Consider the following 24082-nt stretch of genomic DNA (forward strand, 5'->3'; position numbering starts at 1 on the left):
TATCCCACCGCAGCAGGTAGGTCCCCGGCACAAGCCGAGGGCGGCCCCGCCCGGGGATGACGGGTTTAAGATTCGACGTCCTGCCTGTCACCCGCGGACTTGTTCCGCGGGTGACAGGCAGGGTGAGGCGACCGCCTCAGAACGGCTTCACAATGACCATGATGACGATGATGATCATCAGAACCGTCGGCACCTCATTGGCGATACGATAGAATTTCTCAGGCCGCTTATTGCGGTCGTTCAGGAAATCCTTGCGCCATTTTGATTGCGCACCGTGAAAACCGGTGAGTGCGAGAACCGAGACCAGCTTCACATACCACCAGCCGGTGCTCCAGACGACAACGCCCGGCGTCGCCAGCAGGATAATGCCGAAGATCCAGGTCGCGATCATGGCCGGGTTCATGATCTGCTTCAGCAGCCGCCGCTCCATGATCTTGAAGCGCTCGCTTTCCGTAGAGCCCACCGGCACCTGACAGTGATAGACATAGAGGCGCGGCAGATAGAAGGTCGCGGCCATCCAGGCGACCATGCTGATAACGTGGAAGGCCTTGATCCACGGATAGAGGCTGATCAGCAGCATCAGACGGAGACCTTCGCCAGTCCAAGCAAAGCCGGCAATTGCGCCATGTCCTTGAAAATCCCAGCACCTTCCACGACCAGTTCCTGACCGGGGGCATGCGGCGAAAAGCCGAGGCAGGTCATGCCGGCCAAGCGGGCGGCGCGCGAACCGGGTACCGAATCCTCGATCACCACGCAGCGCTCCGGCGGCACGCCGCCGGCTTCGGCCGCGGCCAGAAACAGATGCGGATCAGGCTTGCCGTTCAGGCCGATCCTGATCATGTCCTCGGCGCTGTGCTGACGGTCACCGACCAGATGCGCCATGCCCGTGCGGCCGAATTTGACCGCCATCTCGGCATGGCTGGAATTGGAGGCCACGCGCCACTTCATGCCGGCCTCGGTCAGTTGCTCCAGCGCCTCGGCGGCGCCGGGAATAGCACCGACCTCGTCACCCAGAGCCTTGACCATGGCGGCCGAGAAAGTCGCCCCGAAATCTGCCGGCACCGGGCGGCCGATCACCGCTTCCGTGCGCCGGATAATGTCCTTCAGCGAAGTGCCCATGAAGGTGTGCATGCAGTCCTCGGCGGTGATCATCCAGCCGAGATCATTCAGCTGCCGCGACAGCACAACGGCGGCCAGGCCTTCACTGTCGATCAGAACACCGTCACAGTCGAAAATGACCAGGTCGATCGGTTGATCGCGCCGGGCGAGAACTTCAGAAGCCGTCAGCATGCGGGTATCGCCATCCTTGAGGTCGTGTCATGCCCGGCCTGGGCGAAAGGGCAGTTGCCATGTGGCGTCGGGCAAATACGGCCACCGGCCGTGCTACAGAGGCCTGGGCCCCTAGACTGCGCATGGCGGGCGACACCCGCCAGGGCCGCGATGAACCCAGGATCGTCATTCTGCACCGGCGCCCGGAAATAGCCCGGCACCCCGTGCTTCTCCGCCAGATCGCGATATTCCATATCAAGCTCGACCAGCGTCTCTGAATGATCGGAGACGAAGGCGACGGGCACCACGACCAGCGCCACCCCGTCCCGTCCCGCTTCCATCACCGCATCATCCGTGCTGGGCGCCAGCCATTGCTGCGGCGTGGCGCGGGATTGGTAGCAGACAAGACTGTCGATCGCAGGATCGGTGAGGTATCGCCGCAGACCGGCCACATAGGCTTCGATCTGGAACTGATAGGGATCGCCACGGTCGACGATGACCTGGGGCAGCCCATGGGCCGAAAATAGCACTCTGAGGGGCGTGCCGGGGGGCAGGGCGGCTTTTGCGGCGTCGATGGTCCCTTGCGCCAGCGCCGCCGCATTGGCCAGCACAGCCTCATCCTCGAACCAGCAGCAGAGGGTCGTGGTTTTGACGGCGAGGCCCGCCTTGGCGGCGGCCTCCCGCCACGCCACCAGAGAACTACCTGTGGTTGTGCTGGAATACTGCGCATAGAGCGGCAGGAGAAGAATTTCCTCCGGCTGCCATGCCTTGACCGCTGCGACCGCCGCCTCGCTGAACGGATGCCAATAGCGCATGGCGATGAAGCATTTGGCGTCCCAATCCTGCTTAAGGTCCGCTTCAAGCGCGCTTGCCTGTCGTTCTGTCAAAGGCAGAAGCGGGGATCCGCCCCCCATCAGCCGATAATTCTCCTGGGCCGCCGGCACGCGCTTATGCGCGATATAGCGCGCCAGAAAAGGGCGGATGAAAGGCGGCACCCGCAAAATCGCAGGATCCGTGAAGAGGTTCATCAGGAAGGGACGAACCGCGTCCTGATTGTCCGGGCCGCCGAGATTGAACAGGACGACCGCAACCCGCGGCCGAGCCGGTTTTACCGATGCATCGGCCTGGCGGGTTGAAATCTGATCCACTCACTGACCTCGAACGAAATCGACCAGGTGCGCCACATGATCGGGGGGTGTCGGCGGCATCACGCCATGGCCGAGATTGAAGACGAAGGGGCGACCCTTCATGGCATCCAGGATAGCACGCGCTTCCTGTTCCATCACCTCTCCCCCGCTTAGAAGAGCAAAGGGATCAAGGTTGCCCTGCAGCCCTACCGTCGAAGGCACCAACTGCCTGACGAGATTGAGGTCTGCCGCCGTATCGACGCCCATGGTGCTGACCCCTGTCTTTTCCGCATAGGCTGCCGCCATGGTGCCGGCGAGGCGCGGAAAGCCCACGATCGGGATATCGGGGTGATGCTGACGGATAGCGGCCACGATGCGCGCTGTCGGCTGGATGACATGTTTCTCGAAGCTGGTCGGCGACAGCAAACCGGCCCAGCTGTCGAACAGCATCACCGCTTCCGCTCCGGCTGCGATCTGAGCCAGCAGGTAGGTGATGCTGGCCTGGGTGATCCGGTCAATCAGCCCATCGAACAGAGCGGGATCTTGGGCGGCCATTTTACGCGTCTCGGCAAAATCCTTCGAACCGCCCCCTTCGACCATGTAGCAGGCCACCGTGAAGGGCGCGCCGACGAAGCCGATCAGCGCGGTGTCGGGATGCTCGGCCGCAAGCCTGGCGCGGGTCAGCCGGATGGTTTCCAGGACCGGCGTTACCTTTTCCAGGAATCCTTGAACCTGCAGGTTTTGCAATTCATCCACAGTCCGGAGTGGCGGCAGGCGTGGGCCATGGCCTTCATCAAAACGTAGCTCCCGTCCCAGAGCCCAGGGCAGGATCAGGATGTCGCTGAAGAGGATCGCGCCATCCATGCCGAAGCGGCGGATAGGCTGCAAGGTCGCCTCGGAAGCCCGTGTCGGATCCAGACAAAAACTAACAAAATCAGTAGTTTGAGAACGAAGTTCCCGATACTCCGGGAGGTATCTTCCAGCCTGCCGCATCAGCCAAATGGGCGGTGGCCAGACGGTTTTCCCCAGAAATGCGTCCAAAAGTCTTTTCACGGTTATCCCCAAAGAAGGTCGGTCTCCCTACTAACTCAGAATAGAATTTTAAGTAGGTGGGGGTAGTAGATGGGGTGTGGAAAAGCGGGGTACCCGGTCGGCCCAGTTTTTCTCCCCAGAGTTTTCCACAGGCTTGAGAGGGATTAGCGCGCTGTTTTTTCTCAAGACTCTGTGACCGCCCCGTTACAGCCCGGTTAGGGCCGTACACATCTTCACATGTACGCTGGAATTGCAGGCTGTCCCCGCATGGCGCGCCGCCCAGCCGAAGCGCTCTCCCTTATCCCCACTTATCCCGTTATGATCCCGAGATGTCCACGCACAGATTGAACCTCCATCTGGTCTCGGATGCGACCGGCGAGACGCTCAACGCTATCGCCCGCGCGACCACCGTTCAGTTCGAGCATCTGGCCATCGTGCCCCATCGCTGGAGCCTGATCCGGACGCGGTTTCAGCTGCATCGGGTGCTGGACGGATTGCAGGCCGAGCCCGGTCCGGTGCTGTCCAGCCTGGTCGATCGCGCGCTGCGCAGCGAGCTGGATATGGCCTGCGACCGCTTGGGCGTGCCGATCGTGCACGTGCTGGATCAGGTCATGACGATGCTGCAGGACCATCTGGGCGAGCAGGCCTCTGCCCGGCCGGGGCGACAGTATATACTGGATGCCGATTATTTCCGGCGGATCGACGCCATTCATTATGTTCTGGCGCATGATGACGGGCAGGCTCAGGCCGGGATTGCAGAGGCCGATATCATTCTGGTCGGCGTCTCGCGCTCGTCCAAAACCCCGACCTCCTTCTATCTGGCCAATCGCGGCATCAAGGCGGGCAATATTCCACTGGTGCCGGGCATCGCGCTGTCTGATGCGCTGGATAATCCGCGCTGCCCTGTCGTGGGGCTGACGCTGGATCCGCAATCGCTGATCGATATCCGCCGTCATCGCCTGCGGATGCTGGGCACGCATCAAGCGATAGGCCAGGCGCCGGATCGGGGCGATTACACCGACCTGGAGGCCGTCACGGCCGAACTGCTATGGGCCAAGCGGCTTTGCACCAGCCGCGGCTGGCCGGTGATCGATGTCAGCCGCCGGTCCATCGAGGAGACGGCGGCGACGATCATTCAACTGATGGAATCCTGGACCGAACGCCGGCTGAAGGCAGAGGCTGAACGCCGATCCGGCACGATTACACCTTGAGTTTATCACCTTTGCCGCGCCAGATGGCATAAGGCCAAAACCAAACTTCCATAGTATGAGCCCATCATTGGCCTTTACACGGACCGACCATGCTATCCAGCCGCGCTAAATATGCCCTCCGTGCCATTTTGATCCTTGTGGAGGAGGCTGAGGCTGATCACTGGACCAGTGCGCAGACCATTGCCGAGCGCAGCGACACACCCAGGAAATTCCTTGAAGCAATCCTGGTGCAGCTGCGCGACCAAGGTTTCATTCAAAGCCGCCGGGGCCCGGTCGGCGGCCATAAGCTGCTAATGCCGGCCAGCCAGATATCGGTTGCCGATGTCATGCGGATCATCGATGGGCCCATCGCGCTGACACCTTGCGCCAGCAAGACCCGCTTCGGTGTCTGCAAGGATTGCAAGGATATCGAGACCTGCCAGCTGACCGACCTCATGAAACGGGTGCGCGATGCGGCGGCCGCGGTTCTGGAGGGCTGCACCATCGCCGATCTGGCTAAGGTGCCGCAGGCGGGAGCGATGCTTTCTCTTTGACCGCCCTGATGGAGGGCTATTTTCTACTTGACCAATAGGAAATAGATGCTGGCATAATGGGGCATGAAAGCGCATGCTATTTTCGAGCTTGCGCCGATCTGGCTGCGTGTCATCTGCTGTTGGCCTACCACCATCGGGCCGTGACGTTTGTCGCAAAGATTGCAGTCCGCGAAACGGTCTTTTCGGAAGGGAGACAGGATGACCCAACAGACCATCGCCATTGTCGGCGCGGGCTTCAGTGGCACCCTGCTGGCGCTGCATTTGATGCGGCAATGCTCACCCGAGACCCGCATCGTCCTGATCGAGCGCAACCAGCATTTCGGGCGCGGCGCCGCCTATTCCACTGGCAATTCCTCGCATCTTCTGAATGTCCCGGCTGCCAAGATGAGCGCCTTCCAGGCGCGGCCCTCCGATTTCCTGGACTGGCTGAAAGCCTGTCCGCCCGAACTGCTGGACGGCCTGCAACCGCTGCCCACGACCTTCGTTCCCCGCGCGATTTTTGGCCGCTATATCAGCGATCTTCTTGAAAACGAGATGAAGTCCACCCTTCATTGCGGACAGCTTGAATTGCTGCGGGCCGATGTCACTGATATCGCACCCGGATCGGGCGGCATGGTGGTGACGCTCGGCAATGGCGAAGCCCTGCCGGTCGACCGCGCGGTGCTGGCGGTGGGTAATTTCCCGCCCTCGCCGCCGCCCGTCGCCGATGCGAGTTTCTATGATACCGAGCATTATCGCCCTGACCCCTGGGCGCCTGACCTGCTCGATAATCTGGACCCGGAAGCCCCGCTGCTGCTGATCGGCACCGGTCTGACGACCGTCGATACCGTCGTCTCGCTGCTCGACCGCGCCCATCGCGGCCCGATCGTCGCTTTGTCCCGCCGTGGATTGCTGCCGCAGAATCATCTTCTGGGCCCGGTCAAAACGGCGCTGCCGGAAACCGAGGAATTTCCGACGCGGCTCAGCAATCTCGCGCGTTTTCTGCGGGATCGCAGCGGCCAGGCACGGGAGGCCGGCGGATCCTGGCAGGCGGTGATCGACGAATTGCGGCCGATGACGACGGAAATCTGGCAGGCCATGCCGCATGAGGACCGTCTGCGCTTCCTGCGTCATCTGCGTCCCTGGTGGGATACGCATCGCCATCGCATTTCCGGCCCGGTCGCGGCGCGCATCGCGGAGGCTCGCCGCACTGGCCAGTTGCGCATTCAGGCCGGACGCATCCGGGGTTACAGCGTGACGCCGGACGGGGTGGAAGTGACCTATCGGCCGCGCTTCAAGGACGAGCTGGACAGCTTGACCGTCGGACGCGTGATCAACTGTTCCGGGCCGGAAAGCGATTTCGGCCGCATTCGTGACCCGCTGGTCCGCCGCATGCTGGATCAGGGGATGGTGCGGCCGGATGCGCTGTCGTTGGGTCTTGATATTACCCGGACCTGCGCGCTGCTGGGCCGCGACGGCGGCATTTCCCGTCGCTTGTTCGCCATCGGCCCTGTCACCAAGGGCGCCTTCTGGGAAATGACGGCGGTGCCCGATATCCGCCAGCAGGCTGAATTCCTGGCCGGGCAATTGGCAGCACTGGTCAAGCCGCCTGCGGTGGCGGCCCAATCATCGGACGTATCCTGGTCGATCTGACGGCCGGCCGCTTGCGCTCAGGCGCGGATCGCGGCTTCCTGAGTCTTGCATTGAGATTGGGCAAGGACGGGCAAGATGGCGCATCTGGGATTTGTGGGTACGGGCACATTGGCGGACGCGGTGATCCGCGGGCTGCAAACGACAGCCGCCGCCGAACATACTTACCATCTCTCGCCACGGTCTGAGGGCCGGTCGAAGGCTCTGGCCGCCGACTTTCCGCAGAATACGGTGCGGGAAGAGAGCAATGAGGCCGTCGTCGAGAAAAGCGACATCGTTCTCATCGGTGTGCTGCCCAAGCAGATTTCCGATCTGGGCCGGCTGCCGTTCCGGGCCGATCAGATCATCGTCAGCTTTCTGGCCGGCGTCCCGGTGGATGTGCTGTTGCAGCAGGTCGCGCCCGCTACCCGCGTCGTGCGCATGATCCCGCTGCCCGGCGTCGAGTTCTGCAAAGGGCCGATCCTGATGACGCCGTCCGACGCCTCGGTTGAGGAACTGTTCGGTGGCGTCGGCGAACTCGTGATTCCTGCGCGGGAATCGGACCTCGATACGATAAGCATGGCGACGGGCCTCATGTCCGCCACCTTCCAGTTGCAAAATACGGTGATCGACTGGATGAAAAGCCGGAATATCGCTGACGGTGTCGCGACGCCTTTCGTGCGCTCGCTCTATTCCGGCCTCGCTGAACTGGCGCTCGCCGCCGAACGGCAGGGCCACGGCCTGCCGCCGCAGAATTATGAGACGCCCGGCGGGTTGAACGAGACGGTGCGCGCCTATTTCAACCGCACCGGCTGGTTCGATGAGATGACAAAGGCGCTGGACGTGGTCGAAGCCCATCGCCGTACGTTGATGAAGAAAAGCTAAACTTCCAGCAGCGCCTTGATGACCCCGGTCTCGGGTTTCGCCCAGACCGGAATGGCGGCGGCACCTTCCGTCATCGGCGCACGGTGGGTGGCAAGGGCGGCGGTCGGCACCTGCCCTGCCGCCATGGCGCGCATCACCTCGGCGAAATCATCCGTCAGCGCGTTGCGGCTGGCGATCAGCGTCGTCTCACGCTTGTGAAATTCCGGATCGGGAAAGGAAATATCGGCTGGCACGATGCTGAGCAGCACATAGCGTCCGCCATGGCCGAGATAGAACAGCCCGGCATTCATCGACGGCGGATGCCCGGTGGCGTCGATCACGACATCGAAGAACTCGCCTTCGGTCATCGCTTCAAGCTGCGCCTTTGTATCCGGGCCGGCGGTGACGATATGGGTCGCACCCAGTTCCCGCTTGGCGAAATCCAGCCGGTTCTGCCGCAGGTCCATGACCGTCACCTCCGCGCCGCGCGCGCGGGCGAAGATGGTGGCGGCAATGCCAATTGGCCCCGCGCCCACCACCAGAACACGATCCTCCGCTTGCACGGCGCCGCGACGGATGCCATGCGCGCCGATGGCCAGAAACTCCACCATCGCCGCCTGATCCAGCGTCAGTTCAGGGGCCGCGATGACGTTCTGCGCCGGTACGGCGATGTATTCCGCCATGCCGCCATCCTGATGCACGCCGAGCACACTGACGCGGCGGCAGCAATTCGTCAGGCCCCGCTGGCAGGCGCGGCATTGCCCGCAACTGAGATAGGGGACGACGACGGCGGTGGTGCCGGTGGCCAGGCTTGAACCGGCCGGTGCTTCCACGATCTCGGCACCCAGTTCATGGCCCATGACGCGCGGATAGCTGAGATAGGGCTGCGTGCCACCGAGGATATGGTAATCGGTGCCGCAGATGCCGACACGGCGGACGCGCAGAAGCACGTCGCCCGGACCCCGTTTGGGTTCGTCGCGATCGATCAGGCGCAGCGCGCCGGGCTCGGGACAGATCAATGTTTTCATCGTGTTTGATCCGGCAACCGGCGCGTCAGATCGACCAGCCCCCGTCGATGATCTGTGCCGTGCCGGTGGTGTAGCTGCTTTCGTCCGACGCCAGATACAGCGCGAGATAGGCGATTTCCTCGGTCGAACCCAGGCGTCCCATTGGCTGGCGGCGCACGAAGCCGGCACGGGCGTCATCCTCGGAGATATGCCCGGCATCGGCCTGCGCCTTGATCCGGTCATTGAGAGAGGGCGACTGCACGGTGCCCGGGCAGATGGCGTTGCAACGAATGCCGCGCGTCACATAATCGGCGGCGACGGATTTCGTCAGCCCGATGACGGCGGCTTTCGATGCGCCGTAAGCGGCGCGGTTGGGCGCGCCTTTCTCGGAGGAGGCGATGGACGCCATATTGACGATCGAGCCTCGCCCGGCATCCAGCATGGCCGGCAGGAAGGCGCGGATCATCCGATACATGGCGGTGACGTTGAGATCGAAGGAGAAAGCCCAGGCCTTCTCGTCGCAATCGAGAATGGAACCCTGATGCACATAGCCCGCGCAATTGAACAGGATATCGACGGTGCCGATATCCGCCGCCGCCTTCTGCACGGCCTCGGGTGAGAGCACGTCCAGCACCAGGGTACGTGCGCCCTGCAAAGTCTCAAGCGCTGCCGCGTTGATGTCACTCGCGATCACCTCCGCCCCTTCGCGGATGAAGAGCTCGGCCGTGGTGCGGCCAATGCCTTGCCCGGCGGCCGTAATGAAGGCGCGCTTTCCCTGAAGTCTCATCTTGCGTCTCTCCATAATCCGGCTGGGCTATTGGTGATTAGCGATCGTTTGTCTGTCGTTTATCTATCGTTCTTGGGTCCTGAAGGACCAATGGCCGGACCATCCGATCTGTTGTAGTAGTTCGGTAAAGTCCTGCCAAGCGGAACCAAATGGGAAAAAGAATGGCACTCGAAGCCATCCAGAAGGGCCGGCTGTACAGCCAGATCGCAGATCGGCTCTGTGAACTCATCCGCAGCGGGGATTATCCGCCCGGCAGCTTTCTGCCCTCCGAACGCGAATTGGCGGCAGCGCTTGAGGTCAGCCGATCCTCCGTGCGCGAGGCTTTGATCGCGCTGGAAGTGCTGGGCGTGGTCGATGTCCGCGTGGGCGCCGGCATGGAAGTGCTGCGCGTGCCGGATGCCTCGGCCACGCGTGACATCATGGCTCAGCTGGTCCGCATCAATCTCGCGGAACCCGATCCGGAACTGCCGGTAACGCTGGATCTGTCGGCGGAGATTCCGCCCTTCGCTTTGCTGCAAGCGCGAAGACTGGTTGAGCCGGAAACGGCTGCCTTGGCCGCGCGTCATGCGACCTCCGTGCAGATCGACACGCTGCGCATCGCTTTCGCGCGCAACCAGCGCGATAATCGCGAGGGTTCGCGGACCAATCCGGGGGACCGGCAATTCCATATTGCCATCGCTCAGGCCAGCGCCAATCCCGCGTACGAGATGCTGATCACGCTGCTGCTCGGTCATCGCTACAGCCCGTTGTTCCGGCATTTGCAGCATCTTTATACGCCGGAGGACATGGCGTTTCGATCGGAGCGCGAGCATGGCGCGGTGCTGGATGCGATTGTCGCGCGCGATGCCGATCTGGCGCGGGCACGCATGGCGACGCATCTCGATTCCGTCATCGCAATATTCGACCGCGAATAGGAAAGGCGCATAAACCCTTGCCACCAGGCGCCGGAGGTCTCTTTCTATCCGCCCTGCGCCCCTAGGAGCCTGCCGATGACCGTCTCGACCGCCGCACTTGATCATGTCCTGGCCGCTGTGCCGCAGCGCTATGCGGGGCCTGGCGGCGCGGTCGCGGTGGTCAAGGATGGCGTGGTGCTGGCCCGTCATACATGGGGCTGGGCCGATGCCGAACGCCGCATCCCTTTCACGCCGCAAACGATCAGCCTGATCTGCTCGATCTCCAAGCAATTCACCTGTGCCGCGCTGCTGGACCAGTTTCCGGACCCGACCGTGCTGGACGGTGACCTGCACCGCCGCCTGCCGCTGCTGGAATGCGAGAAACCCGGCATTCTCGACTTGGCCCATAACCAGTCAGGTCTGCGCGACTATTGGGCTGTTGCCATGCTGTATGGCGCGCCGGTGGAAGGGCTGTTCACGCGACAGGATGCCGAGCGCATCATCAGCCGCACGCGCAGCCTGCATTTCAGCCCTGGCACGCGCTATTCCTACGTGAACCAGAATTTCCGGCTGATCTCGGACATCCTGGAAGAGCGGGCGGGGCTTGATTTCGGCACGATCCTGCGCCGCCGCATCTTTGATCCTGCCGGCATGCCCTATGCGCTGCTCAATGCCGATACCTCCTGGGTCGCCGGTGGCACGGTCGGCTATGAGGGCAGCGTCGAGGCAGGGTTTCGCCCGGCGGTGAACCGCATCCAGTGGACTGGGGATGCCGGCATCGGCGCGTCGCTGGACGATATGATCGCCTGGGAGCAGCATATCGATGCGACGCGGAACGACCCGGAGGCGCTCTACAGCCGTCTCTCCGCGCCTGTCACCTTCCGCGATGGCGCAGCGGCCTCCTATGGGTTCGGCCTGGCGCGGACACAGTTTTTTGGGCGGGATGCGACCTGTCATGGGGGCGCCCTGCGGGGCTTCCGCAGCTTCCGGGCCTATATCCCGAGCGAGCGCATTTCGGTCGTGACGCTGTTCAATCATATGGCCGATCCGCGCGGTCCGGTTGTGGATATCCTGGCCGCCATGCTGGGCGAGGATGCGCCCGCGCCGCGCGCCAACGCAGATACCGGGCCTTTTGTCGGCCAGTATCTGGAGCCGGAAACCGGCATTGCGACGCGGATCGAAGCTGCGGCCGGCGGCAAGCTGCGGCTCGATTTCGGACACGGGGCTGAGATTCTGTCGCCCACCGGCGCGGATAATTTCGCCTCCGCCTCCGTCCGTCTGACGCGGCGGAATGGCGCGCTGCATATGGCGCGGGCGGGTGAGAACCTCAGCACGACGCTGACGCCGCATGAGGGCGAGCCGTCTGTCGATGTCGATGGCGTCTTCCGGTCGGACGAGCTTGGCGCCGAGGTCACCGTGATCGCCGCCGGCGGCACGCTGTATGGCGCCTTTTCCGGCTTTCTGGGTCAGGGCGCTATGCAGCTTTTGCAGTCTTTCGGACCAGATTGCTGGCTGCTGCCCTGCCCCCGCGCGCTGGACCACACGCCGCCCGGGGATTGGACGCTGCATTTCACGCGGGATGGCTCGGGCCGTGTGGATAGTCTGACGGTCGGCTGCTGGCTGGCGCGGCAGATCGTCTATCGCCGCGTCGGCTGAGTGCGCGCGATGCGCCATCAGCTCAACCTGGAACAGTTGCGCATCTTCGTCGCCGCAGCCGAACGTCAGCATATGACGCGGGCGGCAGAGGCGCTCAATCTGGCGCAATCGGCGGTCAGCGGCGCTATCGCCAATCTGGAGCAGCGCTACGGCACGAAACTGTTCCATCGCGTCGGGCGCGGCATCGCGCTGACGGAAGCGGGCGGGCTGTTCCTGCCTGAGGCGCAGGCCGTGCTGGTGCGGGCCGAAAGAGCCGAGCTGGTCCTATCGGAACTCGGCGATCTCAAGCGCGGAACCCTGACGGTGCAGGCCAGCCAGACTATCGCAAGCTATTGGCTGCCGCGTTTTCTGGTGCGCTTCCGCCACGCGCATCCGGGCGTCGAGATCAGGCTGTCCATCGGCAATACCGCGCAGGTGGCGGCGGCCGTCCATGAAGGCACGGCGGAACTGGGCTTCATCGAAGGGGCCATCAACGACACGGCGCTGATCGCCGATGAGGTGGCGCGGGATCAGCTGGTCGTCCTCGTCGCGCCCAGCCATCCCTGGGTCGCGGCCGAAAGCCTGACGCTGGACCAGTTGGCCGACGGTCCATGGGTGCTACGGGAGCAGGGGTCCGGCACACGTTCGGCTTTCGAGGCGGCCATGAGCAGCTTCGGTGTCTTTTCAGGCTCGCTGAAAGTGTTGCTGGAACTGCCGTCGAACGAGGCGGTGCGCGCGGCGGTTGAGGCCGGGCTGGGTGCCACGGCCCTGTCCGCTTCCGTTGCCGCGCCCAGCCTGGAAGCCGGACTGTTGCAGACCATCGATCTGAAACTGCCTGACCGGCCCTTTTACGTGCTGCGCCGGACCGAGCGCTATCTCAGCCGCGCGGCCGAAGCCTTGATCACCATCATCGGCAGCGCGGTGCCAAGGAATTAGGGTGACCGGGGCCTGATCAACGGAATCTGCGGTGCGGCGTCTTCCGGCAGATCGCCGGTCAGGCGCGGATCGGTGTGAACCTCGACCTGCATCGCATAGGGCGTGAAGCCCATACGCTGGTAGAAGCCGAGCGCCGCCGGGGAATCGAAAGAACAGGTATGTAGCCAGAAGCGGCTGATGGGCTTGGCCCAGGCGCGGGCTATGGCAGCCCTCATCAGGGCGCCGCCGAGACCCTTGGCCGTGAAACCGGGGGCAAGGCCGAAAAAGAGCAGCTCGCAGGCCTCTGCCTCCCGGAAGTCGAGCTGAAGGATGCCGATCGCCTCTCCGTCCTGCCGCAAAGCAAAGCTTTCTATCTGCGGATCGGCCAGAAGCGCCGCCAGTTCCGCATCCGGCAGGGCGGCCTGGGAAAACCACAGCCAGGGGTCGCCGACGCGGCGGAACAGGGCCCTATAGCCGGCGAGGTCGGCAGGATCGAACGAGGTGAGCGTGACCTCGGGCGGGAAGAGGGCGGCAGGCAGCGGGTCAGGTTTCGCGCCCATTTCCAGAAACGTCACGATATTGGCGAGATGCCCGGGCGGTAGCGGAGAATAGCCCGGTGGCAGGGGCGTGGTGTGGGTCGTCATGAGCGGTCAGGCTTTCGGCTGATGGGTTGGGGGCGTCATTTGCCGAGAAAGGCGGGTTTTCGCTTTTCGGTGAAGGCCGTCATGCCCTCTTTCTGGTCTTCGGTCGCGAAGGCCGCGTGAAAGGTCCGCCGCTCCTGCTTGATGCCCTGCGCCAGCGGCGTCTCGTAGGCCGCATTGACCAGCTCTTTCGCCAGCTGAACGGCGACCGGCGGCAAGGCGGCCAATTTGGCGGCGACAGCCTTCGCCTCTTCGATGAGCTTGTCCGCCGGCACGACGCGGCTGACGAGACCGGCGCGCTCGGCCTCCTCCGCGCCGATCATCCGGGCCGTCAGGATCATTTCCATGGCCTTCGCCTTGCCAACCGCGCGCGGCAGGCGCTGGGTGCCGCCCGCGCCGGGCGGAATGCCCAGCGTGATTTCCGGCTGGGAGAAGCGGGCCGTATCGGCGGCCAGGATGATGTCGCACATCATGGCAAGCTCGCAGCCGCCGCCGAGCGCATAGCCGGCGACGGCGGCGATGACCGGTGTGCGGCAGCGCGTGACCGCCTCCCAGTTGCGGGTGATGAAATCCTCGGAGACGGCCTCGGCGAATGTCTTGGACGCCATTTCCTTGATATCGGCGCCGGCGGCGAAAGCCTTGTCCGATCCGGTGAGGATGATGGCGTGAACGGCAGGGTCGGCGTCCAGCGCCGGTATGACGGCGGAAAGCTCATCCATCATGGTGCTGTTCAAGGCATTGAGGGCTGCCGGCCGATTGAGGCGAATGACGGCAAACCCCTCCTCCCGCTCCAGGATAAGGCAAGTGAGTTCCAGTGCGAGGTCCATGCGTCCGGTCCTTCTCGTTCTGCGCCAGCAGGCTGCTTTACCCTGTTTACCAGACTTCCCTCGGTTGACACGCCGATGGTCGGGGGGCAGCGTGATCTTTCTATGTTCGGACCTTAAGCCAATCCCTAAGAATGGCGCTGCCGGACAAGACGAGACGAAGGAATAGAGTGAATGGTGAGCCAAGATAACGAGAACGGGCCGAAGCGCCTGCGCAGCCGTCGTTGGTTTGACAACCCTCATGATCCCGGGATGACCGCGCTCTATCTGGAGCGCTACATGAATTTTGGCCTGACGCGGGCGGAACTTCAGTCCGACAAGCCGATCATCGGCATCGCGCAGACGGGGTCTGACCTCTCGCCCTGCAACCGCCATCATCTCGACCTTGCGCATCGCGTGCGCGACGGCATTCGCGAAGCCGGCGGCGTGCCGCTGGAATTCCCTTGCCATCCGATTCAGGAAACCGGCAAGCGGCCGACGGCCGCTCTGGACCGCAACCTGGCCTATCTCAGCCTGGTCGAAGTGCTGCACGGCTATCCGCTGGATGGCGTGGTGCTGACGGCCGGTTGCGACAAAACCACGCCCGCTTTGCTGATGGGCGCGGCGACGGTGAATATTCCGTCGATCGTTCTCTCCGGCGGCCCGATGCTGGACGGCTGGTTCAAAGGCAAGCTGGCCGGGTCCGGCACTGTCGTCTGGCACGCCCGCAAGCTCTATGCGGAAGGCGAGATCGGCTACGAAGAATATATGGAGATGGTCTCGGCTTCGGCGCCTTCCATCGGCCATTGCAATACCATGGGCACGGCGAGTTCGATGAATGCGCTGGCGGAAGCGCTCGGCATGTCGCTGCCTGGTTGTGCCGCCATTCCCGCGCCCTACCGCGAGCGCGGTCAGATTTCCTACGAAACCGGCCGGCGGATCGTGCAGATGGTGCATGAAAACCTGCGCCCGTCGGACATCATGACCAAAACCGCCTTCGACAATGCGGTGGTCGCCGCCGCGGCGCTGGGCGCGTCTTCCAACTGCCCGATCAGCATGATCGCCATCGCGCGCCATATGGGTGTCGATCACAGCCTGGACGACTGGCAGCGTCTGGGGCCGGAGATTCCGCTGCTGGTGGATATGCAGCCGGCCGGCCGCTTCCTGGGCGAGTCTTTCCATCGCGCCGGCGGCGTGCCGGCCGTGATGAAGGAGCTGCTGGCCAAGGGGAAGATCGACGGTTCGGCACTGACGGTCACCGGCAAGTCCATTGCCGAGAATCTGGCCGCGACCGAGGACGGCGACCGCGAGGTCATCCGCGCCTATGACGCGCCGCTCAAGGAACACGCCGGCTATATCGTCCTGTCCGGCAATATTTTCGACACGGCGGTGATGAAGACCAGCGTCATCGACGCGGAGTTCCGCGAGCGCTTCCTCAGCAACCCCGCGCATCCGAATGTGTTTCTTGGCAAGGCCGTGATCTTCGAGGGGCCGGAAGACTATCACGAGCGGATCGAGAATCCGGATCTGGGCGTGGACGAGGATTCCGTCCTCATCATCCGCAATGTCGGGCCGGTCGGCTATCCGGGCAGCGCCGAGGTGGTGAATATGCAGCCGCCGGCGGTGCTGCTGAAGCGCGGCGTCAATGCCCTGCCGACGATGGGTGATGGCCGCCAGTCCGGCACCTCCGGCAGTCCGTCGATCCTCAATATCTCCCCGGAAGCCGCTGTCGGCGGCAATCTGGCGCTATTGAAGAACGGCGACCGCATCAGCATCGATCTCAATGCCCGGCGCGTCGACGTGCTGATTTCCGACGAGGAATTGGCGACGCGGCGCGCGGCCTATAAGCCGCCCGTGCTCGACAATAAGACGCCCTGGGAAGAGATCTATCGCAGCATGGTGGGGCAGATGGGTACCGGCGCCTGCCTGGAACCGGCGACCCAATACATTAATGTGCTGGAAACCCGCGGCGAGTCCCGCAACAACCACTAAGGCGGACGTTGAATTTCGGGCTGTCATGTCCTAAGTTCGGGGTCTATCCGCTACGCCCGTAGGCGGGCTGCGTTATGCGATCCAAGCCCCTGGACCCTCAAGTCCGGGGGCTTTATCGTTTCGTATATGATCCGAACGATAGTGATGATTGATGGCGGCCATTTGCGTGTGCAGGCAAGGCAGAACAAGCTTGCCTATGACCCGACCCTAATCGAGAAGGTCGCTCATGCCTGCATCGAGCAGGCTCAGGAAAATCTGCTCCGGATTCTCTATTATGATTGCGCCCCTTATGTGGGAGAGGCGCGTTTACCGGTTTCCGGCAAGATGCATCAGTTTACCGGGTCAGGAGACTGGCTGCGGGCGCTGGGGCGCAAAGACCTGTTTGCCATCCGCCAAGGCGTCCTGAAATTCAGAGGTTTCAAGCCCAAGCGTATTCCGATCTCTCCCACCGCTTTGTCGGATGATGACTTCGTGCCCGACTTCGAGCAAAAAGGCGTCGATATGCGCATTGGTCTCGACATAGCGACTTATTCCGATGAGCGCCTGACGGACCGGATCGTTCTGATCACCGGGGACACGGATTGTATCCCTGCCATGAAGCATGGGCGAAAGTCAGGGATACAGATGATTTTGGTTAGTCTTCCCGGCCAGCGGCTGGCGCCTGAGCTTTTCGAACACGCGGATTTCAAGCGGACGATCGTCTGGCCGGGCTGATCTGATCGTGTCTCCGCTCATTCTGCTGGTTATCGTCACCGGCCTGCTGCGCCTCCTGATGGCGTCGCTCATGGGCCTCGGCATCGACGAGACCTATATGGTGGCGGTCAGCCATCATCTGGAACTCTCCTATTTCGATCATCCGCCGGTCGCCTGGTGGCTGACCCATGCGGCGATGTGGATCACCGGCTCGGATGCGCCGGTCATCGTGCGCCTGCCCTTCATCCTGCTTTTCGCGGTCTCGACCTGGCTGATGGCCAAGATCACCACCGCAGTGTTTCACGATAAACAAGCGGGGTTCTGGGCAGCTCTGCTGATGAACCTGTCGCCCGTCTATACGCTGACATCGGGCGGCTGGGTGCTGCCGGATGGGCCGCTGGATTGTGCGCTGCTCGGCTTTCTGTGGTTTTCGCTCTGTGCCACCGGTCTGATCCCGGATCGCCATCGCTGGGGCAGTTGGCTTGGTGCCGGCCTGTGCGCCGGTTTGGCCATGCTGTCGAAATACAACGGCGCGCTGGTGCTGATCGGCTTGCCGCTTTTTCTGGCGACAGTGCCCGGGGCCCGCGTCTGGCTCAGGCGTCCGCAGCCCTGGATCGCCGGCCTGCTTGCGGTGCTGTTATTCGCGCCTGTAGTGATCTGGAATCAGCAGCATCACTGGGCGTCCTTCGCCTTTCAGGGGGACCGCGCCGGCGGGCTGCGCTTCCAGCCCTTCGCGCCCTTCGGCGTCTGGGCCGGAGAGGCTCTGTTCGTGCTGCCCTGGATCTGGGTGCCGCTGATCCTGGTCTGGCTGCGCGCCCTGCAACGCGGCCCTGCCGCCCCCAAAAGCTGGCTGCTGGCGCTTTTCGCCGCGACGCCGGTTCTGCTCTTCGCCGTGGTGTCCCTCTGGTCGTCGCGCCATATCCTGTATCATTGGTCCGCACCCGGCACGCTGATGCTGTTTCCGCTGCTGGGCGCCGAGGTTGCGCGCCGCTTGCAGGCCGGCGCGCCTCGCCTGCGCCGCGTCATCGTCGGCACGGCCGCCTTTGTGCTGATCGCCCTGGCGCTGGTCGGCAGCCAGATGCGCTTCAACTGGCTGTCAGCCGCCTTTGGTCCTGGCATTCTCGGCAAAGGCACCGATGTCGCCGGGGGGGTGGATTGGAACGACCTCCGCCCGCAGCTGGCCGCGCGGGGGCTGCTGAAGACCCCTGGCCTCGTCATCGCGGTGACCCGCTGGAACGACGCCGGGAAGGTTGATTATGCATTGGGCGGTCAATTTCCCGTGACCGTTCTGGCCGAGGACACGCGGGAATACGGCATTGTCGCCCCGGCCAATCGCTTTCTGGGCCGCCCCATGCTGCTGCTGACGCCAGATACGCATCAGGCGGATATAGCGGCCCGCTTCGCGCCGCTGTTTGACACGTTGACGACGCAGCCGCCGCTGACGTTGCGCTTTGCCGGCTATCCTTTCATGACGCTGTCGGTTCTGGCTGGCACCGGATTTCACGGCTTGCCGCCGGGAGACGTAAAATAAAGCAACGGGATATCGGAAACCTCCCGTTGCCCGTTGCCGATATCGGCAATGGCGCTTAATCCTCGCTAGAAATACAGCTTACGTGGATACGGATATGGCAGAGACGCTAAACAAGACGAACAAGCCCTCCCGCGCCGAAGCTGAAGAAGCTGTCCGCGTGCTGCTTCGCTGGGCCGGCGACGATCCCGACCGCGAAGGCCTGCTGGACACGCCGGGCCGCGTCACCCGCGCCTATGAGCAGTATTTCGGCGGCTACGATATCGACCCCTATGCCGTCCTGAACCGCACCTTCTCGGAAACGGAAGGCTATGACGAGATCGTGCTGCTGCGCGACATCCGTTTCGAAAGCTGCTGCGAGCATCACATGGCGCCGATCATCGGCCGCGCCCATGTCGCTTACCTGCCGAGAAGCCGTGTCGTCGGCATCAGCAAGCTGGCCCGTGTCGTCGATGCCTATGCGCGCCGGCTGCAGATTCAGGAAAAGATGACGTCGCAGATCGCCAATACGCTGGACGAGGTGCTGCAGCCGCATGGCGTCGCCGTGGTCATCGAAGCGACCCATCAATGCATGACGACGCGCGGCGTGCACAAGCCGGGCACCAGCCTGGTGACCAGCCGCATGCTCGGCGCCTTCCGTGATAACCCTGCGACACGCCGGGAGCTGATGGCCATGCTGCAGCGCCCGGGTATCGGCGCGGCCGCCGAAGGCTGACCGCGTCAGACGATATCAGCGCGTCTCAGCCCTCGTCGCGAGCGGCTGCGGCGCGCTGAAGCTTCTCGAAAATTGACGGGTCACTTTGACCGGCCGTGAGGTCGAGGGCGCTTTTGCCTTCGGCATCGGCGCGTGTCGGGTCGGCGCCGGCCTCCAACAGCAGATCCATCATCGCCAGCCGGCCGAACATGGTGGCGAACATCAGCGGCGTGCGGCCCATGTCATTGGGCGCATCGACATCGGCGCCGGCGGCGATAAGTCGTCGGGCGATCTCCAGCTCGTTCTTGAAGGCGACCCCGGCCAGCGCCGTGGCGCCTTTGGCATCCCGCCCATCGACCACGGCACCGGCCTTGAGCAGAAGCTCCACGGCTTCGGCCTGACCATTATAGGAGGCGAGGATGAGCGGCGAAAATCCGCGGCCATCGGGCCGGTTGGGATCCGCGCCCTGGCGGAGGAATTCGGCCAGCAATTCCAGCTGACCGTCACGCGCCGCACCGTAATAGAGCTGTTCGACTTGATCGGGCGTCAGGCTGCTGGGGCCTTTCGGTGTCTGATCGCTCATGCGTCCTTGGCTCCTGTGGCTGGCATGGGGACAAGATTGCTCTCCCCGATTTCCAGAATTTCGACGGGATCCCCGACCGCGATCGCGCCGGTGCCGTCCGGGATCATGTTCTGTCCGAACATGACACCGCCGGGCGCGCGCCGGATGCGGCCAAGCGTCTTCAGGGGTTCGCTTTTGTTGGGACGCTCACCGGTTTCCTGGTCGACGGTGGTGACGATGCAGCGCGCGCAGGGTTTGACGATGCGAAAGACCGCGTCGCCGATGCGAATGCGGCGCCAGCGGTCCTCCGCCCAAGGCGTGGTGCCGCTGATGATGATATTCGGCCGGAAGCGCGCCATGGGAACGCCCTCCGCCATTTCCGCATTCAAGGCGTCGAGCGAGGCGGTATTGGCGAGCAGCACGGGAAAACCGTCATTGAAGGCGGTGCGGTCTTCCGGCCGGCTGTAATCCGGATCGACGGGTCGCACCGTCGTATCGTCCAGATAGACGAGGCCGCAGGGAATGCCGGTGGCGGCGCTCAGCCAATCAGCGGCCGCTTGTCCCGCGTCGCGTGCCGGCACCTCGTCCCGCCACACGGTCACCTGCCGGCGCAAGGCCCGCGCATCGGGAACGGCAATCGCGAGTGCGGCGCCTGTGCCATTGCTCAGATGCAGCCCGGCTGCGGTCGCCTTCGCGCCTATGCGGGCCATGAGCGGGATGTCGCGCTGGGTCACAAAGCGGCCGTCGGGCGTCACCACCATCCAGCGCCGATCGTGCATCAGTCCCCATGGCTCGACCAAGGCCCGGGGGACGGATCCACCTTGCAGGGCCTTCACCGGGTAGATGCAGATGTCAGCGACGACCGCGCCGCTTGTCATGTCATGGCCTTTGTTCAGGATGGCGGATTTTAGGGCGCCAGTTCGGGCACACGGTCATAGATCGCGCGTGTCAGTTCCTCGCGCCGGTCAAGCAGGCTGCGATACCAGGCGACACGGTCGGCGACGCCATAGGCATCCATGCGGGCCTGGGCAACGGATTGGCGGGCGGCATTGCCGATGGTGATGCCAAGGCCGGGTGCCGTCACCAGGCGGATGATCTTCTCGTAAAGATCGGATTCGCTGCGGAAGATCAGGCCGGTCACGCCGTCCTCGATCGAATCCCCATAAACGGTGGGGCTGGCCAGCGGAACAACCCGGGCTGACGCGGCCTCGATATATTTCAGGTCCGACTTGGCGCGATTGAAGGCGCTGTCCAGCAGGGGCATGAAGCTGATCTCGGACTGGGCCAGCAGACTCATATAGGTGCGGTGGTCACAGAGCGGCGTGAAGGACTTATGCGGCGTTTCCAGCGCATCGAAGAAGGCCTGATCATAGACGACCTGAAACTGCAATTGCGCGCCCAGCGCTGCCGCGGCCGCATTAAGCACCGGCATATAGGGCTGCCAGTCGACAGTGCGGTTAAGGGCACCGAAGAACAGGGTCACGCTGCCCGGCGTCATGAAATTGACGATCGGCCGTAGCTCGGAAATGCCATTCGGGAAGATGGCGACTTCAGGGTTCTGCTGGCGCAAAGCTTCGGCCAGAACAGGGGTGCTGGTCTGCACGGCATGGGCGGCGCGAAAATTCATCAGCCGCTCGTCCCGCAGCTGCGGCATGAAATCCGGCAGATCGTCGAATTCCGTGACCACCAGAAAGCCGCGCTGCATCAGATGGCGGAAGACGGCAACGCCTTCGTCGCCGACAAGCAGCGGGCGGTGCAGCACGCAGATGGCCGGCTGGCGCTCGCTGGGCTGAGGGAAGGTATCGATATCGCCGACCTGCACGGAGACGGAGGGATCGGTCTTTAAGGCGCGCATCGGATAGATGACGCGGATATCGCTGACGGCCGCGAAGGGCTTCAGCATGGTCGAGCGGATGGCGATCGGCTGGGCCGGTGTCTTGCGCGCCCGCCAGATGAACTGCATTGGTGCGCTGCGCGCGAGGAAATTTTCCCGCGACAGGCCCATGGCGGGCAGCACGTCCTTCAGCAGGTCGGCTGCGGTTTCGGCGCCTTTCTGGTCGAAGGTGCGCGGGGTCACGTCGCAGGCCTGCAACCCGGTTTGGGCCAGGGCCTTTTCCATCGTGGCGAGGGTGAACCAGCGCAAATGCGTGCGGTCCAGCACGCCCTGGTCCTCGTAATCGAAGGTGCCGTTGATCAGTCGGAGCGGCACGCTCCAATGCGCCGCATTGGGCACGCAGATAAGCATGACGCCGCGCGGGCTGAGAAGCTTTGCGTGTTCACGCATGATCCGCCAGGGATCGCGCAGATGTTCCAGCACATCGCCATAGATAATGCAGTCGTAACCATCGGGCACTTCGAAGGGCAACGGATCGCTTTCGATATCGATACAAGCGACTTCGCTCAATCGGCCGGCCGCGACCCGCACGGCCTCGGGCATATGATCGACGCCCAGCACGCGAGCCCGTGGATTGCGCAAGCGGTAGGCCGCGCCGAGCGCGCCTTTGTGACAGCCCACATCCAGCACTACATCGGCGTCGAGTGGAATGCGGTCGAGCAGGTCTGGGTTACCGACGTCCGGATAGTCAGGAGCAGGCGTCAAGGTGCGCGATAGGCTCAAGTCTATCCTCCGTGGGCGAAGCGGGAGCCGCACCCTTTTCCGTCCACGTCATGCGCAGCCTATGTTGCAGTGCATGATAAACCTGCATAGGTGCTTCGCCAGTAGTCTCATTTGCAGCATCGGCCGGCGGCGCGCAAATTTTAGCACCGTCACAATGCCAGGAGGCGTCATGAGCGCCCAGTCCTCATATTCTTCCCACTCAACGGGTTTTCATAAAACTAAAGTGACAGCCATTCCCGGGGACGGCATCGGCCCCGAGGTGATGAAGGCGGTTCAGCGCATCCTGGCTGCGGCCGGTGCTGAGATTGACTGGGAAGAGGCCGAGGCGGGCGCGGAAGTCTTCAAGCGCGGCATCGCCACGGGAGCGCCGCAGGAGACACTGGATTCGATCGCGCGCAACGGCATCGTCCTGAAGGGACCGCTGGAAACCCCGGTCGGTTACGGCGAGAAATCCGCCAATGTGACCTTGCGCAAATTCTTCGAGCTTTACGGAAATATCCGGCCGGTGCGGGAACTGCCCGGCATCAAGACCCCCTTCTCAGGCCGGGGGATCGACATGGTCATCGTGCGCGAGAATGTCGAAGACCTCTATACCGGTATCGAGCATATGCAGACGGCGGGCGCCGCGCAGTGCCTGAAACTCATTACCGAGCCGGGCTCCGAGCGCATTCTGCGCCTCGCCGCCGCGCTGACGCAGGCGGAGGGCCGGAAAAAGCTCACCTGCGCCACCAAGGCGAATATCATGAAGTTCACCGAAGGCATGATGAAGCGTGTCTTCGAGCGCATCATGCCGGACTACCCGGACCTCGAACCCTCGCACATGATCATCGACAATTGCGCGCATCAGATGGTCATCGCGCCCGAGCAGTTCGATGTTGTGGTTTCCACCAATATGAACGGCGACATCATCTCTGACCTCGCCGCCGGCCTGGTGGGCGGCCTGGGCGTGGCCCCCTCCTCCAATATCGGCGACCATGCCGCGATGTTCGAGGCGGTGCACGGCTCAGCGCCGCAGATCGCCGGTAAGGATCTCGCCAATCCGACGGCGCTTCTTCTGTCGGCCATCATGATGCTGCGCCATATCGGCGACTTCGCGGCGGCGGAAAAAGTGGAGCAGGCGCTGCTGGTGACTTTGGAGGAGGCCCGCAACCTCACCGGCGATATCGCGCCCAAGGGCACCGGCGTCGGCACGACCGCCTATACCGATCAAGTCATCGCCAATCTGGGCCGCACCAGCGGCTTCGCTTCGCGCGCCTATCAGCCGCTGACGCTGCCGCAATGGCCGGAAGGCGTCTGGCATCATCCGCCGCAGACGCGCGAAGTGACGGGCGTGGATGTCTTCATCGAAACCGGCGCCGAGCCCCCCGCGCTCGCGGCCTCTTTGCAGACGGCGGTCGCGGGCAGCGGGCTGACGCTGAAGATGATCGAAAACCGTGGCGTCCAGGTCTGGCCGGCGCATTCCGGCCGCCCCTTCCTGGTCGATCTGTTCCGGTGCCGCTTCATGCTTGAGGCGCCGCGCGACAATGCCGACGCCGCTATCGCCCAGGCGCTGGCCGGAATCGGTGCTGGCCATCATTGGATGCATGTCGAGAAGCTGCAACGTTTCGACGGCCGCGACGGCTATACCAAGGCGCAGGGCGAGAACTAAGCGCAACCCACGAAAAAAACGGC

The 24082-nt window shown here is 63.4% G+C and carries 23 protein-coding genes; 12 read left to right on the top strand and 11 right to left on the bottom strand.

The window, feature by feature from the left end:
• Window positions 1–136 precede the first annotated feature (136 nt).
• The 4 genes from hemJ to hemE are packed head-to-tail and all read right to left on the bottom strand — an operon-like array spanning window position 137 to window position 3461.
• Window positions 137–580 carry a protoporphyrinogen oxidase HemJ gene (hemJ, locus tag ASILVAE211_RS09370; protein ID WP_227321037.1) on the bottom strand — a complete coding sequence of 148 codons (444 nt, stop codon included), beginning with the start codon at window positions 578–580 and terminating at the stop codon, window positions 137–139.
• On the bottom strand, window positions 580–1290 hold the full coding sequence (locus ASILVAE211_RS09375; protein ID WP_227321038.1) for an HAD family hydrolase: 711 nt from the start codon (window positions 1288–1290) through the stop codon (window positions 580–582). Before ASILVAE211_RS09375 ends, hemJ begins: the two co-directional genes overlap by 1 nt.
• Window positions 1284–2417: a ferrochelatase gene (gene hemH / locus ASILVAE211_RS09380; RefSeq protein ID WP_227321039.1), complete on the bottom strand. Its 1134-nt coding sequence runs from the start codon at window positions 2415–2417 to the stop codon at window positions 1284–1286. Before hemH ends, ASILVAE211_RS09375 begins: the two co-directional genes overlap by 7 nt.
• Window positions 2418–3461, bottom strand: coding sequence for a uroporphyrinogen decarboxylase (gene hemE / locus ASILVAE211_RS09385; RefSeq protein ID WP_227321040.1), 1044 nt, complete (start codon window positions 3459–3461; stop codon window positions 2418–2420).
• Between the two features lie 296 nt (window positions 3462–3757).
• Between hemE and ASILVAE211_RS09390 the strand changes: the two genes are divergently transcribed.
• From ASILVAE211_RS09390 to ASILVAE211_RS09405, 4 genes are all read left to right on the top strand, one after another.
• Window positions 3758–4639 carry a pyruvate, water dikinase regulatory protein gene (locus tag ASILVAE211_RS09390; RefSeq protein WP_227321041.1) on the top strand — a complete coding sequence of 294 codons (882 nt, stop codon included), beginning with the start codon at window positions 3758–3760 and terminating at the stop codon, window positions 4637–4639.
• 89 nt (window positions 4640–4728) lie between these two features.
• On the top strand, window positions 4729–5172 hold the full coding sequence (locus ASILVAE211_RS09395) for an RrF2 family transcriptional regulator (protein ID WP_227321042.1): 444 nt from the start codon (window positions 4729–4731) through the stop codon (window positions 5170–5172).
• 198 nt (window positions 5173–5370) lie between these two features.
• Window positions 5371–6804, top strand: a complete 1434-nt coding sequence (locus tag ASILVAE211_RS09400) for an FAD/NAD(P)-binding protein (protein ID WP_227321043.1) — start codon at window positions 5371–5373, stop codon at window positions 6802–6804.
• Between the two features lie 75 nt (window positions 6805–6879).
• Window positions 6880–7665, top strand: coding sequence for an NAD(P)-binding domain-containing protein (locus ASILVAE211_RS09405; protein ID WP_227321044.1), 786 nt, complete (start codon window positions 6880–6882; stop codon window positions 7663–7665).
• On the opposite strand, the gene ASILVAE211_RS09410 is transcribed toward ASILVAE211_RS09405, so the two are convergent.
• Both ASILVAE211_RS09410 and ASILVAE211_RS09415 read right to left on the bottom strand, forming a co-directional pair.
• Window positions 7662–8672, bottom strand: a complete 1011-nt coding sequence (locus ASILVAE211_RS09410; protein WP_227321045.1) for a zinc-binding alcohol dehydrogenase family protein — start codon at window positions 8670–8672, stop codon at window positions 7662–7664. The two genes, ASILVAE211_RS09405 and ASILVAE211_RS09410, sit on opposite strands and share 4 nt — an antisense overlap.
• A 25-nt stretch (window positions 8673–8697) precedes the next feature.
• A complete protein-coding gene (locus tag ASILVAE211_RS09415; RefSeq protein ID WP_227321046.1) occupies window positions 8698–9438 on the bottom strand; it encodes an SDR family oxidoreductase in 741 nt (246 codons plus the stop codon).
• 161 nt (window positions 9439–9599) lie between these two features.
• Here ASILVAE211_RS09415 and ASILVAE211_RS09420 point away from each other — a divergent pair, with 161 nt between their 5' ends.
• The 3 genes from ASILVAE211_RS09420 to ASILVAE211_RS09430 all read left to right on the top strand — a co-directional run bounded on the left by ASILVAE211_RS09420 (window position 9600) and on the right by ASILVAE211_RS09430 (window position 12902).
• The gene (locus ASILVAE211_RS09420) at window positions 9600–10352 is read left to right on the top strand and encodes a FadR/GntR family transcriptional regulator (protein WP_227321047.1); all 753 of its coding nucleotides are present in this window, start codon (window positions 9600–9602) and stop codon (window positions 10350–10352) included.
• Window positions 10353–10427: 75 nt separating this feature from the next.
• Window positions 10428–11987, top strand: a complete 1560-nt coding sequence (locus ASILVAE211_RS09425; RefSeq protein WP_227321048.1) for a D-aminopeptidase — start codon at window positions 10428–10430, stop codon at window positions 11985–11987.
• A gap of 9 nt (window positions 11988–11996) precedes the next feature.
• Complete coding sequence (locus ASILVAE211_RS09430; protein WP_227321049.1) at window positions 11997–12902, top strand: LysR family transcriptional regulator; 906 nt, start codon at window positions 11997–11999, stop codon at window positions 12900–12902.
• Here the strand turns inward: ASILVAE211_RS09430 and ASILVAE211_RS09435 are convergent.
• Together ASILVAE211_RS09435 and ASILVAE211_RS09440 are read right to left on the bottom strand one after the other, a co-directional pair.
• Window positions 12899–13525 carry a GNAT family N-acetyltransferase gene (locus tag ASILVAE211_RS09435; RefSeq protein ID WP_227321050.1) on the bottom strand — a complete coding sequence of 209 codons (627 nt, stop codon included), beginning with the start codon at window positions 13523–13525 and terminating at the stop codon, window positions 12899–12901. The two genes, ASILVAE211_RS09430 and ASILVAE211_RS09435, sit on opposite strands and share 4 nt — an antisense overlap.
• 35 nt (window positions 13526–13560) lie before the next feature.
• Window positions 13561–14349, bottom strand: a complete 789-nt coding sequence (locus tag ASILVAE211_RS09440) for an enoyl-CoA hydratase (protein ID WP_227321051.1) — start codon at window positions 14347–14349, stop codon at window positions 13561–13563.
• Between the two features lie 171 nt (window positions 14350–14520).
• Between ASILVAE211_RS09440 and ASILVAE211_RS09445 the strand changes: the two genes are divergently transcribed.
• The 4 genes from ASILVAE211_RS09445 (at window position 14521) to folE (ending at window position 19253) form a co-directional block, all read left to right on the top strand.
• A complete protein-coding gene (locus tag ASILVAE211_RS09445) occupies window positions 14521–16317 on the top strand; it encodes an IlvD/Edd family dehydratase (protein ID WP_227321052.1) in 1797 nt (598 codons plus the stop codon).
• 144 nt (window positions 16318–16461) lie between these two features.
• Window positions 16462–17031, top strand: a complete 570-nt coding sequence (locus ASILVAE211_RS09450) for an NYN domain-containing protein (RefSeq protein WP_227321278.1) — start codon at window positions 16462–16464, stop codon at window positions 17029–17031.
• Between the two features lie 7 nt (window positions 17032–17038).
• Complete coding sequence (locus ASILVAE211_RS09455) at window positions 17039–18541, top strand: glycosyltransferase family 39 protein (RefSeq protein WP_227321053.1); 1503 nt, start codon at window positions 17039–17041, stop codon at window positions 18539–18541.
• A 94-nt stretch (window positions 18542–18635) separates the two neighbouring features.
• Complete coding sequence (gene folE / locus ASILVAE211_RS09460) at window positions 18636–19253, top strand: GTP cyclohydrolase I FolE (RefSeq protein WP_227321054.1); 618 nt, start codon at window positions 18636–18638, stop codon at window positions 19251–19253.
• 25 nt (window positions 19254–19278) lie between these two features.
• On the opposite strand, the gene ASILVAE211_RS09465 is transcribed toward folE, so the two are convergent.
• Genes ASILVAE211_RS09465 through ASILVAE211_RS09475 form a run of 3 tightly spaced genes read right to left on the bottom strand, consistent with a single transcriptional unit; the run spans window position 19279 to window position 22411 of the window.
• Window positions 19279–19815: an ankyrin repeat domain-containing protein gene (locus ASILVAE211_RS09465; RefSeq protein WP_227321055.1), complete on the bottom strand. Its 537-nt coding sequence runs from the start codon at window positions 19813–19815 to the stop codon at window positions 19279–19281.
• Window positions 19812–20672, bottom strand: a complete 861-nt coding sequence (locus ASILVAE211_RS09470) for an MOSC domain-containing protein (protein ID WP_227321056.1) — start codon at window positions 20670–20672, stop codon at window positions 19812–19814. Before ASILVAE211_RS09470 ends, ASILVAE211_RS09465 begins: the two co-directional genes overlap by 4 nt.
• A gap of 29 nt (window positions 20673–20701) precedes the next feature.
• Entirely contained in the window at window positions 20702–22411 is a 1710-nt protein-coding gene (locus tag ASILVAE211_RS09475; RefSeq protein ID WP_227321057.1) for a methyltransferase domain-containing protein, read from the bottom strand.
• A 223-nt stretch (window positions 22412–22634) separates the two neighbouring features.
• Here ASILVAE211_RS09475 and ASILVAE211_RS09480 point away from each other — a divergent pair, with 223 nt between their 5' ends.
• Window positions 22635–24059, top strand: coding sequence for an NADP-dependent isocitrate dehydrogenase (locus tag ASILVAE211_RS09480; RefSeq protein WP_319799549.1), 1425 nt, complete (start codon window positions 22635–22637; stop codon window positions 24057–24059).
• Window positions 24060–24082 lie beyond the last annotated feature (23 nt).

The organism is Acidisoma silvae, from assembly GCF_020618775.1.
In the GTDB taxonomy this organism is placed as follows: Bacteria; Pseudomonadota; Alphaproteobacteria; order Acetobacterales; family Acetobacteraceae; genus Acidisoma; species Acidisoma silvae.